The organism is Kitasatospora sp. NPDC093679, assembly GCF_040683455.1.
Classification (GTDB): Bacteria; Actinomycetota; Actinomycetes; order Streptomycetales; family Streptomycetaceae; genus Kitasatospora; species Kitasatospora arboriphila.
Genome location: NZ_JBFBDW010000010.1, coordinates 159,473 through 173,640, shown reverse-complemented (window position 1 = coordinate 173,640; position 14,168 = coordinate 159,473). Strand labels below are relative to the sequence as shown.

Sequence of the window (14,168 nt, the reverse complement as noted above, 5' to 3'; positions counted from 1 at the left end):
ACCTGGGAGACGGCTATGAGCGAGACGATCGGTAGCCCTCTGACTGGCGAAACGCCCAGCGGCGTCGGACTGACCACCCGGCGGCCCCCGAAGGTCGAAACCGTTCGGGAGGCGTACTCCTTCGCGTGCCTGAGCTGCGGCTACGGCTGGGAGCAGGCGTACGACATCGAGCACCACGTGGACCGGGAGGGCCGCATCGTCTTCGAGTACAAGGCGAACGGCGTCCGGGTCCCCTCGCCGCTGCGCGAGCCCACCTGCCCGGGCTGCGGCGGCCACAAGGTCCGGATCATGCGCGAGGGCCGGGTGGCCGGTGCCGAGGGCCAGGTGCACCACGCGCCCGGCTACCAGAGCCACCCCGAACCCGAGGAGCCGCGGCGCGCCGCGGCCGAGGAGCAGCACCCGGTGCCCGCCGGGCAGCGCCGCCGCTGGTTCGGCTTCTTCGGGCACCGGGCCGACTGATCCGGCCCGCCCGCCCGGCCCCGCCGACGCCGGAGGGGCCGGGCCCGGGCCGGTAATCGGTCGAGGGCGGTTCCTTCGCGCGACTAAGATTCGGTGGCATGGCGGCCACTGAAGACCACAGCACCACCGACGCCCCGCGCTCGGCGTACTACGTCACGACCCCGATCTACTACGTGAACGACCGCCCGCACCTGGGCCACGCGTACACCACGGTCGCGGGCGACGTCCTCACCCGCTGGCACCGCCAGCGCGGCGAGGACGTCTGGTATCTCACGGGTACCGACGAGCACGGTCAGAAGATCATGCGGACCGCCGAGGCCAACGGCGTCACCCCGCAGGAGTGGTGCGACAAGCTGGTCGAGGAGGCGTGGAAGCCGCTCTGGCAGCACCTGGACATCGCCAACGACGACTTCATCCGCACCACCCAGCAGCGGCACACCGACCGCGTGCAGGAGTTCGTCCAGGACCTCCACGACAAGGGCGAGATCTACAAGGGCGGCTACTCCGGCCCGTACTGCGTCGGCTGCGAGGAGTACAAGCTTCCGGGTGAGCTGCTCCCCGGCGCCACCGAGGACGAGAAGCTCTGCCCGATCCACAAGCGCCCGGTCGAGTGGCTGGAGGAGGAGAACTACTTCTTCCGCCTCTCCGCCTACGGTCCGAAGCTGCTGGAGTTCTACGCGGCCAACCCGGACTTCATCGCGCCCGCCTCCGCCCGCAACGAGGTGCTGCGCTTCGTCGAGCAGGGCCTGCAGGACCTCTCGATCTCCCGCTCCACCTTCAACTGGGGCGTGCCGCTGCCCTGGGACGAGAAGCACGTCCTCTACGTGTGGGTCGACGCGCTGCAGAACTACATCACCGCCGCCGGCTACGGCGCCGACCCGGAGCGCTTCGCCGAGCTGTGGCCGGCCTCCGTCCACCTGGTCGGCAAGGACATCCTCCGCTTCCACGCGGTCATCTGGCCGGCCATGCTGATGGCCGCGGGCCTGCCGCTGCCCAAGCGGGTCGTCGCCAACGGCTGGCTGATGGTCGGCGGCGAGAAGATGTCCAAGTCCAACCTGACCGGCATCGCGCCCACCGACCTCACCTCGCACTTCGGCGTGGACGCCTACCGCTACTACTTCCTGCGGGCGATCCCGTTCGGCACCGACGGCTCGTTCTCCTGGGAGGACTTCACCGCCCGGTACACCTCCGAGCTCGCCAACGACTTCGGCAACCTCGCCTCCCGCGTGGCCGCCATGGTCGGCAAGTACCACGGGGGCAAGCTGCCCGCGGCCACCGCCGCCGGCGCCGCCGAGCAGGCCGTCGTCGACGGCCTGGCCAAGGCCGCGGCCGAGGCCGACGCGAAGATCGGCGAGGAGCTGGACTTCGCCGGAGGCATCGCGGCGATCTTCGAGTTCGTCAAGCTGGTCAACGGCTACCTCACCGAGCAGGAGCCGTGGAAGGTCGCCAAAGACACCTCGGAGGAGGGGCGGGCCCGCCTCGCCACGATCCTCTACACCGCGGCCGAGGCGCTGCGCGCCACCGCCGTGCTGCTCAACCCGCTGATGCCGGCGACCTCCGCCAAGCTGTGGGACTCGCTCGGCGCGGAGGAGGGCCTCGGCGCCCTCGCCGACCAGACGATCGCCACCGTCGCCGACTGGGGCCGGCTGCCCGTCGGCGCCACCGTCACCAAGGGCGACATCCTGTTCCCCCGCCTGGAAGAGAAGCCCGCCTCCTGATGGCCAAGAAGGACGACGACCGGTCGACCCCGCCGCCGCTGCCGGAACCCCTGGCCGTGGCGGTGGCCGACTCGCACACCCACCTGGACATGCAGGACGGCACCCCCGCCGAGGGCCTCGCCAGGGCCGCCTCGGTCGGGGTGACCACGGTCGTCCAGGTCGGCTGCGACGTGCGCGGCTCGCGCTGGGCGGCGGAGCTCGCCGCCGAGTTCGAGGCCGTGCACGCGGCCGTCGCCCTGCACCCCAACGAGGCGCCGCGGATCTTCCTCGGCGACCCCGACGGCTGGTCCGGGCAGCACCGGGCCCCCGGCGGGGCCGCCGCCCTCGACGAGGCGCTCGCCGAGATCGACGCACTCGCCGCCCTGCCGCAGGTCAAGGCGGTCGGCGAGACCGGCCTCGACTACTTCCGCACCGGCCCCGAGGGCGCGGACATCCAGAAGGAGTCCTTCCGCCGCCACATCGAGATCGCCAAGCGGCACGGCAAGGCCCTGGTCATCCACGACCGGGACGCCCACGAGGACGTCATCGCCCTGCTCCTGGAGGAGGGCGCGCCCGAGCGCACCGTCTTCCACTGCTACTCCGGCGACGCCGCGATGGCCAAGGTCTGCGCCGAGCACGGCTGGTACCTCTCCTTCGCCGGCCCGGTCACCTACAAGGCCAACCACGCCCTGCGCGAGGCCCTCGCGGTGACCCCGCTCGACCGCGTCCTGATCGAGACGGACGCGCCCTTCCTCACCCCGCACCCCTTCCGCGGCCGCCCCAACGCCCCCTACCTGATCCCGGTCACCCTCCGCGCCATGGCGGCCCACCGCGGCATCGGCGAGGACGAGATGGCCACCGCGATCGCCGCGAACACCGCCCGCGCCTTCGGCTACTGAGCCCCCACCGAGAGACCGTCGAAGCCGGGGGCGCCGCGGCGCCCGTATCCTTGCGGGGTGAGCAGCACCGATCCCGCACCCGCCGCCGACCACCACCTGCTCGGCGCGGCCGACATCCGCGAGCTGGCGGCCGCCTTCGGCGTGAAGCCGACCAAGCAGCGCGGGCAGAACTTCGTCATCGACGGCAACACCGTGCGGCGGATCGTCCGCGCCGGCGGGGTGACCGCCGAGGACAGCGTGGTCGAGGTCGGCCCCGGGCTCGGCTCGCTGACCCTGGCGCTGCTGGAGGTGGCCGCGCACGTCACCGCCGTCGAGATCGACCCGCTGCTCGCCCGACACCTGCCGACCACCGTCGCCTCCCGGATGCCGGAGAAGGCGAAGGACTTCGACCTGGTGCTGAGCGACGCCATGGAGGTCACCGAGCTGCCCGGCCCGGCGCCCACCGCGCTGGTCGCCAACCTGCCCTACAACGTGGCGGTCCCGGTGCTGCTGCACATGCTGCAGACCTTCCCGAGCATCGAGCGCACCCTGGTGATGGTGCAGAGCGAGGTCGCCGACCGGCTCGCCGCCAAGCCCGGCAACAAGGTGTACGGCGTGCCCTCGGTGAAGGCCAACTGGTACGCCGAGGTCAAGCGGGCCGGTGCGATCGGCCGCAACGTGTTCTGGCCCGCGCCGAACGTCGACTCCGGGCTGGTGTCGCTGATCCGCCGCGACCCGCCGAAGACCTCCGCCTCCCGCGCCGAGGTGTTCGCCGTGGTCGACGCCGCGTTCGCCCAGCGCCGCAAGACCCTGCGGGCCGCCCTGGCCGGCTGGGCCGGCTCGCCCGCCGGCGCCGAACAGGCGCTCGCCGCCGCCGGAATCGACCACAAGCTGCGCGGCGAGATGCTGACGGTCGAACAGTTCGCCGCCATCGCCGAGCACAAGCCCGAGGCCCAGAAATGATCACGGTTCGCGTCCCCGCCAAGGTCAACGTCCAGCTCGGCGTCGGCGGCCTGCGCGCCGACGGCTTCCACGACCTGGCCAACGTCTTCTTCGCCGTCGGCCTCTTCGACGAGGTCACCGCGGAGCCCGTGGGCCCCGGCGAGGGCGTCACGCTCTCCTGCACCGGCCCCGACGCGGCGTCCGTCCCGCTGGACGACAGCAACCTCGCCGCCCGCGCGGCCCGGCTGCTCGCCGCCCACCACGGCCTCGCCGACCCGGGCGTCCACCTGCACATCGCCAAGGCCATCCCGGTGGCCGGCGGGATGGCCGGCGGCAGCGCGGACGGCGCCGCCGCCCTGGTCGCCTGCGACGCGCTCTGGGGCCTGGCCACCCCGATCGGGACCCTGCTGGAGCTCGCCGCCGAGCTCGGCTCCGACGTGCCGTTCGCCCTGCTCGGCGGGGTCGCGCTGGGCCGCGGCCGCGGCGAGATCCTGGACGCGCTGCCGGTCGCCGGCACCTTCCACTGGGTGTTCGCGGTCGCCGACGGCGGGCTCTCCACCCCGGCCGTCTTCCGCGAGTGCGACCGGCTCCGCGAGGAGGCCGGCACCGGCTCCTCGGAGGCCGACGTCCCCACCCCGGACGCCGACCCGGCGCTGCTCGCCGCCCTCGCCTCCGGCGACCCGGTCGCACTGGCGGCCGCGCTCACCAACGACCTGCAGGCCGCCGCCCTCTCGCTGCGGCCCTCGCTCGCCGACACCCTGCACGCGGGCACCGAGGCCGGCGCGATCGGCGCCCTGGTCTCCGGCTCCGGCCCGACCTGCGCCTTCCTCGCCAAGGACGCCGAGTCCGCCGAGGCGATCGCCGCCGCCCTGCGGACCTCCGGCACCTGCCGCACCGCCCACGCCACCCACGGCCCCGTCCCGGGCGCGGAGGTCGGCGCCCCCACGGCCTGAACCGCAGGCCGTCCGGGGCGGCCGGCGGACGGAGCGGGCCGGGACGTCGCCGCCTCCCACTAGGCTGGGTGGTCGGAGATCCCTCCCGACCCCCTCCCAGGAGCGCAGCTGCAGTGGCCGTCAACCTCGCCACCATCGAGTCCGTCACCAAGGTGTACGGCACCCGTGCCCTGATGGACGGGGTGAGCCTCGGCGTCAGCGAGGGGGACCGGATCGGCGTCGTCGGGCGCAACGGCGACGGCAAGACCACCCTGATCCGGATGCTCGCCAAGCTGGAGGAGCCGGACAGCGGGCGGATCACCCACTCCGGCGGCCTGCAGATGGCCGTCCTCACCCAGCACGACTCCCTCGACCCCGAGGCCACCATCCGGCACGAGGTGATCGCCGACCGGGCCGACCACGAGTGGCTCGGCGACTCCCGGATCCGCGACATCATCGAGGGCCTGTTCGGCGGCCTCGACCTGCCGGGCTTCGCCGACGGCCTGGACACCGTGATCGGCCCGCTCTCCGGCGGCGAGCGCCGCCGGATCGCGCTGGCCAAGTTGCTGCTCGGCGAGCCCGACCTGATCGTCCTGGACGAGCCCACCAACCACCTCGACGTGGAGGGCATCGCCTGGCTCGCCCGCCACCTGCAGGCCCGCCGCTCGGCGCTGGTCTGCGTCACCCACGACCGCTGGTTCCTCGACCAGGTCTGCACCCGGATGTGGGACGTCCAGCGCGGCGAGGTCCGCGAGTACGAGGGCGGCTACTCCGACTACGTCTTCGCCCGCGCCGAGCGCTCCCGGATCGAGGCGACCGAGGAGCAGAAGCGGCAGAACCTGGCCCGCAAGGAGCTGGCGTGGCTGCGCCGCGGCGCCCCCGCCCGCACCTCCAAGCCGCGTTACCGGATCGAGGCGGCCAACGCGCTGATCGCCGACGTGCCGGAGCCGCGTGACAAGTCCGAGCTGATGAAGTTCGCCAACGCCCGCCTCGGCCGGACGGTGTTCGACCTGGAGGGCGTGAGCATCAAGGCCGGCCCCAAGCACCTGCTGGACCATCTGACCTGGCAGCTCGGCCCCGGCGACCGGATCGGCCTGCTCGGCGTCAACGGCGCCGGCAAGACCTCGCTGCTGCGGGCCATGCAGGCCGCGTACGCGACCGAGGGCGACGTGCAGCCGGCCGGCGGCGTGATCAAGGTCGGCAAGACCGTGCGCCTGGCGTACCTCTCGCAGGAGGTCGCCGAGCTGGACCCGGCGACCCGGGTGCTGCAGGCCGTCGAGCAGGTCCGCGGCCGCGTCGACCTCGGCAAGGGCCGGGAGATGAGCGCGGGTCAGCTCTGCGAGCAGTTCGGCTTCGGCAAGGACAAGCAGTGGACGCCGGTGGGCGACCTGTCCGGCGGCGAGCGCCGCCGCCTCCAGCTGCTGCGGCTGCTGATGGACGAGCCCAACGTGCTCTTCCTCGACGAGCCCACCAACGACCTCGACATCGAGACGCTCAACCAGTTGGAGGACCTCCTCGACGGCTGGCCCGGCTCGATGATCGTGATCAGCCACGACCGCTTCTTCATCGAGCGCACCACCGACACCGTCTACGCGCTGCTCGGCGACCGGCGGATGCGGATGCTGCCGAACGGCGTCGACGAGTACCTGGAGCGGCGGGCCCGGATGGCCGAGTCGGCCGCGCCGGCCGCCGCCGCGGCCCCGGCCGCACCGGCGAAGCCCGCCGCGGACACCCGGGCGGTGAAGAAGGAGATGCAGAAGCTGGAGCGGCAGATCGCCAAGCTGGACGACCAGGAGTCCAAGCTGCACGCCCGGCTCGCCGAGCACGCCGCCGACTTCTCCAAGGTCGCGGAACTGGACGCCGAACTGCGGAAGGTCCGTGACGAGAAGGAGGAGCTGGAGATGGCCTGGCTGGAGCTGGCCGAACAGGTCTGACGTCCACGCCGAAGGGCGCCCCGCCGGGGCGCCCTTCGGCGTTCCGCGGCGCTCAGCGCCGGGGGCGGAACCGGCGGACGGTCTCCCAGCCGGCGGCGGGCAGCAGGGCCGCGGCGAGGAGCGCCCAGGCGGCCGAACCCCCGTGGCGGTACTGGGCGACGCCCAGGTCGAGCAGCAGCAGGGTGAGCGCGAGGCAGAGCACGGCGAAGAGCTTGTCGAACACGCCGTTGTCGTCGAACACGTTGTTCACGTGCGGCCTTTCGGAGGCGGAGGCGGCCACCATACCGCCGCTCCCCGGGCGGCGCACCACCCCGGCTCCCGTCCGGCCGTTCGCTCCCGAATCACCCGTGTGCCTGCTGTCCTCGCAGCTCAGCGCCTTGCCAGGGTGGGCGTCATGACGCATGACACCACATCAGTGGGCGATCAGGCGGCGCTGCGCCGGGTGGCCGCCGCGGCCCTCCTCGGCACCGCCGTCGAGTTCTACGACTTCTTCATCTACGGCACGGCCGCCGCCCTGGTCTTCGGCCGGGTCTTCTTCCCCGGGCTGGGGGCGGTCGGCTCGCTGCTCGCCGCCTTCTCCGTCTACGCGGTGGCCTTCGTGGCCCGCCCGCTGGGCGCGGTGCTGTTCGGGCACTTCGGCGACCGGCTCGGCCGGCGGGCGACCCTGGTGGTGTCGCTGCTGCTGATGGGCCTGTCCACCGCGGCGGTGGGCCTGCTGCCCGACTACGGCCGGTGGGGCGGCTGGGCGCCGGTGCTGCTCACGGTGCTGCGCTTCTGCCAGGGGCTGGGGCTGGGCGGCGAATGGGGCGGGGCGGCCCTGCTGCTCGCGGAGCACGCCCCGGCGGGCCGCCGCGGCCGGTACGGCGGCCTGCTGCAACTCGGGCCGTGCGCCGGGTTCTTCCTGGCGACGGGGGTCTTCCTGGTGCTGGGCGCGGTGCTGGACGAGGCGGCCTTCCTCGCCTGGGGCTGGCGGGTGCCGTTCCTGGCGTCCCTGGTGCTGGTGGCGATCGGCCTGTTCGTCCGGCTACGGGTGGCGGAGAGCCCGGTGTTCCGCGCGGAGCGGGCGCGCTCGCGGGTGCCGGTGGCGGAGGTGCTGGCCCGGCACGGCCGCCCGGTGCTGCTCGGCGCGGGAGCGGTGATGTCCGGGTACGCGCTGTTCTACCTGACGACCACCTACGCGCTGGCGCACCTGACGGCGGACCTGGGGGTGGCCAGGACCCCGGTGCTCGGCCTGCTGATGGCGGGCGCGGTGCTGAAGGGCGGCACGGTGGTGCTCGCCTCGCGGGCGAGCGACCGGTTCGGCCGGCGGCGGACGCTGGCCACCGCGACGGCCCTGGCGGCGCTCTGGTCGGCGGTGCTCTTCCCGCTGCTGGAGACCGGCCGGACGGCGTGGATCGCGCTCGCCCTGCTCGGGGCGATGGCGCTGCTCGGCGCGATGCTCGGGCCGGTCGCCTCGTACCTGCCGGAGCTCTTCCCGACCCGGGTGCGCTACACGGGGGCGGCGCTGGCCTACAACCTGGCGGGCGTGGTGGGAGGGGCGACGGCGCCCCTGGTGGCGACCCGGCTGACCGCCGCATACGGGACGGCCGTGCCGGTCGGCTGGTACCTGGCGGCGCTCGGCGGGGTGTCGGTGCTGTGCGTGCTCGGCCTGCCGGAGACCCGCGGGGCGGAGCTGGACGCGGCCGGCCGCCGGACCCCCGTGCTGGACGGGGGTGCGGCGGCCGGGCGGTGACTGCGCGTCAGGGTGATGATACGTCAGGCGGCCAGGGCGGCCCGGCCGGCCAGGGTGATCGCGGCCTGGTTGGCGACCCGCTCGCCGAGGTGCTCGGCGGTGGCGATGTCGGCCTTGTGGACGCCCTCCGGGCCCTGGTCGTTGTTGGTCTGGGCGCCGGCGCCGAGGAACAGGCCGAGGCGGTTGAGGTCGTTCTCCGAGGCGGTGGTGGAGTTCCAGCCCGGGTGCAGGCCCAGGTTCACCCAGTGCATGCCGTGCTGGGCGGCGAGCACCGTGAAGAACTGCAGGGTGTGCAGCTTGTCGCCGCTCTTCGAGGCGGAGTTGGTGAAGCCGGCGGCCAGCTTGTCCTTCCAGGTCTGGCCGAACCAGCGCTTGGAGCTGGCCTCGGCGAAGGCGTGGAAGGCGCCGGAGGCGGTGCCCATGTAGGTCGGCGAGCCGAAGACGATCGCGTCGGCGGCGTCGAGCTGCGCCCACTGCTCCTCGGTGATGGCGTCCACGGCGATCTGCACCGCGTCGGCGCCGGCCGCGGCGGCACCGCGGGCGACGGCCTCGGCCAGCACGGCGGTGTGGCCGTAGCCGGAGTGGTAGGCGATGGCGACGGTGGGACGGATGGCGGTCGTCATGCGGGATGACTCCTCGAAGAGGGCGGACGGATGCCCGGTGGCCGGACGGACGGGCCGGCCGGGGCTTGACGGTCTCCAATGTAGACCAGGTCTCCGATGGTTACCAACTCCCGATTGGAGACCGCCGGCGCTACCCTTGCGGTATGGCCACCCCCCAGCAGATCGCCGACCCGCGCCCCGAGACCCCGGACACCTGTCCCGGCGGCGACCAGGGGTTCGACATCTTCGCCGCCGTCTGCCCCAGTCGGGACGTGTTCGCCGAGCTCGCCGACAAGTGGTCGCTGCTGCTCCTGCTGAGCCTGCACAGCTGTGGCGAGCAGCGGTTCTCCGAGCTCCAGCGCGCGGTCGGCGGGGTCAGCCGCAAGATGCTCACCCAGTCGCTGCGCGCCCTGGAGCGGGACGGGCTGGTGCTGCGCACCGTCCACCCGGAGACCCCGCCGAGGGTCGTCTACGGGCTGCTGCCGCTGGGCCGCACCCTCGCGGAGCGGATCGCCCCGCTCGGCGACTGGGTCGAGTCCTACGCCGGCCAGGTGGTGGCGGCGCGCGAGCGTTTCGACCGGGCGCACGACGGGGCCTGCGCCCCGCAGGACTGATCCGGGGCCCGATCGAAGCGCCCGCGACCGATTTCCCTTTCCGGCCGCCCACCCTGTAATGTCTTCCTCGTTCGCGGGGAACACCGGGAACACGCCGAGAACAAGCCCCTATAGCTCAGTCGGTAGAGCGTCTCCATGGTAAGGAGAAGGTCTGCGGTTCGATTCCGCATGGGGGCTCCACGGAGCTCGAAGGCCCTCGCCGAAAGGCGGGGGCCTTCGGCGTTTCCCGCATGTGTTCCCCGGGCCTTCCCCGGATCTTCCCCGGCCGGCCCCGAGCCCCGTTCCCGGCCGCTCGGCCGCCAGGCGGCCTGGCGGACCCGCCGGGGATGCGCTGTGATGGTGCGTCACGCACCGGGCCGGGTGCGGAGGTCCCCGGCGGAACGGCGCGGGGGACTGGGGGAGGGCGCCGTGGGCGTTCGGCTCGTGATCGTCGACGACCACCGCCTGCTGGCCGAGGCCCTGGCGGCCGCCCTGCGGCTGCGCGGGCACCGCGTCCTCGCCGTGGGGGCGCCCGCCACCGCCGTCGTCGGCCTGGTCGCCGGGCGGCGGCCCGAGGTCTGCCTGCTGGGGATCGCCGAGCCGGCCGAGGACGCCGACCCGTTCGGCCCGCTGCGACAACTGCGGGCGGAGCGGCCCGAGCTGGCCGTCGTGGTGCTCGGCCCGGTCGGCGACCCCGGGCGGGTGGCGGCGGCCTTCGCCGCCGGCGCGGCCGGCTACGTGCGCAGCGACGAGCGGATCGAGGTCGTCGAGCGTGCCGTCGCCCGGGTCCGGGCGGGCGAGGCCGCGGTCGCCGTCGACGTGCTGCGGGGTGCCTTCGAGGCGCTGCTGCGCCCGGCCGCCGAGCCGGACGACGACGCCGTACGGCTGCTGCGGCTGCTCACCCGGCGCGAGGCCCAGGTGCTGGCGCGGATCGCCGAGGGCGAGGACACCGCGGCGATCGCCGCGGGGATGGGCATCGCCTCCAGCACCGCGCGCACCCACGTCCAGCGGGTGCTGGTGAAGCTGGGCGCCCGCTCCCGGCTGGAGGCGGCGGCGGTGGCCGCCAGGACCGGACTGCTGGACCGGGTGGACCGGTCCGCCTGACCCTTCGCGAACCCCCTCGAATGTTGACTCGTGGTCGTTGATGTTCGAATATGTTGGAGGGCGAGGAGATCGGAGCAGTCCATCGTGAAGAAGACCGTCACCAAGCTCGCGGACGGCCGCGAGCTCATCTACTTCGACACGGACGGCTCCGTGCTGCGGGACTCCGCCGACCTGCGCCCGCTGGAGCCCGCGGCGAGCCTCTCCGAGATCCGCCGGGACCCGGTCAGCGGCGACTGGGTGACCGTCGCCGCCCACCGGCAGGCCCGCACCTACCACCCGCCGGCCGACGAGTGCCCGCTCTGCCCGTCCCGCGACGGCCGGCTCAGCGAGATCCCCGCCGCCGACTACCAGGTCGCGGTCTTCGAGAACCGCTTCCCGTCCCTGGCCGCCGACGCCGCCGTGCACGCGGCCGACCACCACCACCCGGTCGCCGAGTCCGCCGCCGGCACCGGCCGCTGCGAGGTGGTCTGCTTCACCGCCGACCACGCAAAGTCCTTCGCCGACCTCGACGAGCGGCACGCCCGCCTCGTCCTCGACGCCTGGACGGACCGGACGGCCGAGCTGTCGGCCCTGCCGGGCGTGCGCCAGGTGTACTGCTTCGAGAACCGCGGCGCGGAGATCGGCGTCACCCTCGCCCACCCGCACGGGCAGATCTACGCCTTCCCCTTCGTCACCCCGCGGACGGCCCGCGCCGTGGCGCGCGCCGCCGACCACCGGGCCCGCACCGGCCGCAACCTCTTCGAGGACCTGCTCGCCGCCGAACGCGCCGACCCCGTCCGGGTGGTGCTGGCCGGCGAGCACTGGACGGCCTTCGTCCCGTTCGCCGCCCGCTGGCCCTACGAGGTGCACCTCCACCCGAACCGCCGGGTGCCCGACCTGACCGGCCTCACCGAGGCCGAACGTGCCGAGCTCCCCGCCGTCCTCCTGGAACTGCTGCGCCGCTTCGACCGACTGTTCATCGAGCCCGGGCAGAATGAGCAGGCCCAACCGACGCCGTACATCGCGGCCTGGCACCAGGCGCCCGCCCTCGGAGGAGAGGAGCTGGCACTGCACCTGGAGCTGTTCACGATCCGTCGTACGGTGGGCAAGCTCAAGTTCCTCGCCGGCGTCGAGTCCGGCATGGACGCGTTCGTCAACGACGTGTCGCCCGAGACGGCGGCACAGCGCCTGCGGGAGGTCGCATCATGAGTAAGTACCTGGTCACGGGTGGTGCCGGGTATGTGGGCAGCGTGGTCGCCGCCCACCTGCTGGAGGCCGGACACCAGGTCACCGTGCTCGATGACCTCTCGACCGGCTTCGCCGAGGGCGTCCCGGCCGGTGCCGAGTTCGTCCGCGGCCGGATCCAGGACGCCGCCGAGGTGCTCGACGGCTCCTACGACGGCGTCCTGCACTTCGCCGCCTCCTCGCAGGTCGGCGAGTCCGTCGCCGACCCGGAGAAGTACTGGCGCAACAACGTGGCCGGCTCCCTGGAGCTGATCTCCGCGATGCGCAAGGCCGGTGTGCGCAAGCTCGTCTTCTCCTCCACCGCCGCCGTCTACGGCGAGCCCGAGGCCGTCCCGATCGCGGAGACCGCCCGCACCGCGCCCACCAACACCTACGGCGCCACCAAGCTCGCCGTCGACCACCTGATCACCGGCGAGGCCGTCGCCCACGGCCTCGCCGCCGTCTCGCTGCGCTACTTCAACGTGGCCGGCGCCCACGGCGGGTACGGCGAGCGCCACGACCCCGAGTCGCACCTCATCCCGCTGGTCTTCCAGGCCGCCCTCGGCCAGCGCCCGCACATCGCCGTCTACGGCGACGACTACCCGACCCCGGACGGCACCTGCATCCGCGACTACATCCACGTCGCGGACCTCGCCGAGGCCCACCTGCTCGCCCTCGACGCCGCCCGGCCCGGCGAGCACCTGATCTGCAACCTCGGCAACGGCAACGGCTTCTCCGTCCGCGAGGTCATCGAGTCCGTCAAGCGGGTGACCGGCCGCGAGATCCCCGTCGTCACCGCCGAGCGCCGCCCCGGCGACCCGGCCGTCCTGGTCGCCTCCGCCGCCCGCGCCCACGAGGCGCTCGGCTGGCGGCCCCGCCGCCCCGAGCTCGACGACATCGTCGCCGACGCCTGGGCCTTCACCCTGGAGAAGCGAGCCCGATGACAGATGCCCAGTCCGTCCGCGACGGCGCCGCCCCGGCAGGGGTCTGGGCGGCGCCCGGCCGGGTCAACCTGATCGGCGAACACACCGACTACAACGACGGCTTCGTGCTGCCCGTGGCCCTGCCGCAGGCCGCCCGCGCCGACGTCCGGCTCCGCACCGACGGCCTGCTCCGCCTGCACAGCGAGCAGGCCGGGGGCGGTCCGGTGGAGCTCGCGGTGGCCGATCTCGTCCCCGGCGGCGTGGACGGCTGGGCCAAGTACCCGGCCGCCGTGGTGTGGACGCTGCGGGCGGCCGGGTACGGGGTCGGCGGCGCCGACGTCCGCATCGACAGCTCGGTGCCGACCGGGGCGGGCCTGTCCTCCTCGGCCGCCATCGAGTGCGTGGTCGCCACCGCCTACAACGACCTGCACGGCCTCGGCCTCGACGGCCCGGCCCTCGCCCGGCTCGCCCAGCGCGCCGAGAACGAGTTCGTCGGCGTGCCCTGCGGGATCATGGACCAGATGGCCTCGGTCTGCTGCACCGAGGGCAACGCGCTCTTCCTGGACACCCGCGACCTCGCCCAGCGGCAGGTCCCGCTCGACCTCGCCGGGGCCGGCCTGCGGCTCCTGGTGATCGACACCCGGGTCAAGCACGACCTCGCCGACGGCGCCTACGCCGAACTGAGGGCAGGCTGTGAACGCGCCGCCGCGCTGCTCGGCCTGCCCGCCCTGCGGGACCTCGACCCCGCCGCCCTGGCCGCCGCGCTGGAGCGGCTGCCCGCGGAACTGCGGCCGCTGGTGCGGCACGTGGTCACCGAGAACGCCCGCGTCCGGGAGGCGATCGCCCACCTCGACCTCGGCGACCTCGCCGCGCTCGGGCCGATCCTCACCGCCGGGCACGCCTCGCTCCGCGACGACTACGAGGTCTCCTGCCCCGAGACCGACCTCGCGGTCGACACCGCCGTCGCGGCCGGCGCCCTCGGCGCCCGGATGACCGGCGGCGGCTTCGGCGGCTCCGTGATCGCCCTGACCGCCGCCGACACCCTCGACGCGGTCGCCGCCGCCGTCACCACCGCCTTCACCGACGCCGGCTACGAGGCCCCCCGCACCTTCACCGCCGTCCCGGCCCGGGGCGCGCACCGCATCGGCTGACGGGCACCGGAGCGTGGG

Annotated in this window: 14 protein-coding genes and 1 tRNA gene; 13 read left to right on the top strand and 2 right to left on the bottom strand. The window is 73.9% G+C overall.

What is annotated here, in order from left to right:
* Positions 1-15 precede the first annotated feature (15 nt).
* From AB0O09_RS11745 to AB0O09_RS11720, 6 genes are all read left to right on the top strand, one after another.
* On the top strand, positions 16-459 hold the full coding sequence (locus AB0O09_RS11745) for a hypothetical protein (protein WP_344622025.1): 444 nt from the start codon (positions 16-18) through the stop codon (positions 457-459).
* Positions 460-557: 98 nt separating this feature from the next.
* A complete protein-coding gene (metG, locus tag AB0O09_RS11740) occupies positions 558-2,177 on the top strand; it encodes a methionine--tRNA ligase (protein ID WP_363541414.1) in 1,620 nt (539 codons plus the stop codon).
* On the top strand, positions 2,177-3,055 hold the full coding sequence (locus AB0O09_RS11735) for a TatD family hydrolase (protein ID WP_363541413.1): 879 nt from the start codon (positions 2,177-2,179) through the stop codon (positions 3,053-3,055). The genes metG and AB0O09_RS11735 overlap by 1 nt, the downstream gene beginning before the upstream one ends.
* A 57-nt stretch (positions 3,056-3,112) precedes the next feature.
* Complete coding sequence (gene rsmA / locus AB0O09_RS11730; protein WP_344622021.1) at positions 3,113-3,997, top strand: 16S rRNA (adenine(1518)-N(6)/adenine(1519)-N(6))-dimethyltransferase RsmA; 885 nt, start codon at positions 3,113-3,115, stop codon at positions 3,995-3,997.
* Complete coding sequence (locus AB0O09_RS11725) at positions 3,994-4,929, top strand: 4-(cytidine 5'-diphospho)-2-C-methyl-D-erythritol kinase (RefSeq protein WP_363541412.1); 936 nt, start codon at positions 3,994-3,996, stop codon at positions 4,927-4,929. Before rsmA ends, AB0O09_RS11725 begins: the two co-directional genes overlap by 4 nt.
* Positions 4,930-5,042: 113 nt before the next feature.
* Positions 5,043-6,842: an ABC-F family ATP-binding cassette domain-containing protein gene (locus AB0O09_RS11720; RefSeq protein ID WP_363541411.1), complete on the top strand. Its 1,800-nt coding sequence runs from the start codon at positions 5,043-5,045 to the stop codon at positions 6,840-6,842.
* Positions 6,843-6,894: 52 nt separating this feature from the next.
* Here the strand turns inward: AB0O09_RS11720 and AB0O09_RS11715 are convergent, their stop codons facing one another.
* Positions 6,895-7,125: a hypothetical protein gene (locus AB0O09_RS11715; RefSeq protein WP_359978701.1), complete on the bottom strand. Its 231-nt coding sequence runs from the start codon at positions 7,123-7,125 to the stop codon at positions 6,895-6,897.
* Between the two features lie 111 nt (positions 7,126-7,236).
* Between AB0O09_RS11715 and AB0O09_RS11710 the strand changes: the two genes are divergently transcribed.
* Positions 7,237-8,574: an MFS transporter gene (locus tag AB0O09_RS11710; RefSeq protein ID WP_363541410.1), complete on the top strand. Its 1,338-nt coding sequence runs from the start codon at positions 7,237-7,239 to the stop codon at positions 8,572-8,574.
* 23 nt (positions 8,575-8,597) lie between these two features.
* On the opposite strand, the gene AB0O09_RS11705 is transcribed toward AB0O09_RS11710, so the two are convergent.
* Complete coding sequence (locus tag AB0O09_RS11705; RefSeq protein ID WP_363541409.1) at positions 8,598-9,197, bottom strand: flavodoxin family protein; 600 nt, start codon at positions 9,195-9,197, stop codon at positions 8,598-8,600.
* 143 nt (positions 9,198-9,340) lie between these two features.
* On the opposite strand from AB0O09_RS11705, the gene AB0O09_RS11700 reads away from it, so the two are divergent.
* From AB0O09_RS11700 to galK, 6 genes are all read left to right on the top strand, one after another.
* A complete protein-coding gene (locus AB0O09_RS11700) occupies positions 9,341-9,790 on the top strand; it encodes a helix-turn-helix domain-containing protein (protein WP_363541408.1) in 450 nt (149 codons plus the stop codon).
* A gap of 104 nt (positions 9,791-9,894) precedes the next feature.
* Positions 9,895-9,970, top strand: a tRNA-Thr gene (locus tag AB0O09_RS11695).
* 228 nt (positions 9,971-10,198) lie between these two features.
* Entirely contained in the window at positions 10,199-10,873 is a 675-nt protein-coding gene (locus tag AB0O09_RS11690; RefSeq protein ID WP_363541407.1) for a LuxR C-terminal-related transcriptional regulator, read from the top strand.
* An 84-nt stretch (positions 10,874-10,957) separates the two neighbouring features.
* The gene (galT, locus tag AB0O09_RS11685; protein WP_363541406.1) at positions 10,958-12,061 is read left to right on the top strand and encodes a galactose-1-phosphate uridylyltransferase; all 1,104 of its coding nucleotides are present in this window, start codon (positions 10,958-10,960) and stop codon (positions 12,059-12,061) included.
* On the top strand, positions 12,058-13,020 hold the full coding sequence (gene galE, locus AB0O09_RS11680) for a UDP-glucose 4-epimerase GalE (RefSeq protein ID WP_363541405.1): 963 nt from the start codon (positions 12,058-12,060) through the stop codon (positions 13,018-13,020). The genes galT and galE overlap by 4 nt, the downstream gene beginning before the upstream one ends.
* Positions 13,017-14,150, top strand: coding sequence for a galactokinase (galK, locus tag AB0O09_RS11675; protein WP_363541404.1), 1,134 nt, complete (start codon positions 13,017-13,019; stop codon positions 14,148-14,150). The genes galE and galK overlap by 4 nt, the downstream gene beginning before the upstream one ends.
* Positions 14,151-14,168 lie beyond the last annotated feature (18 nt).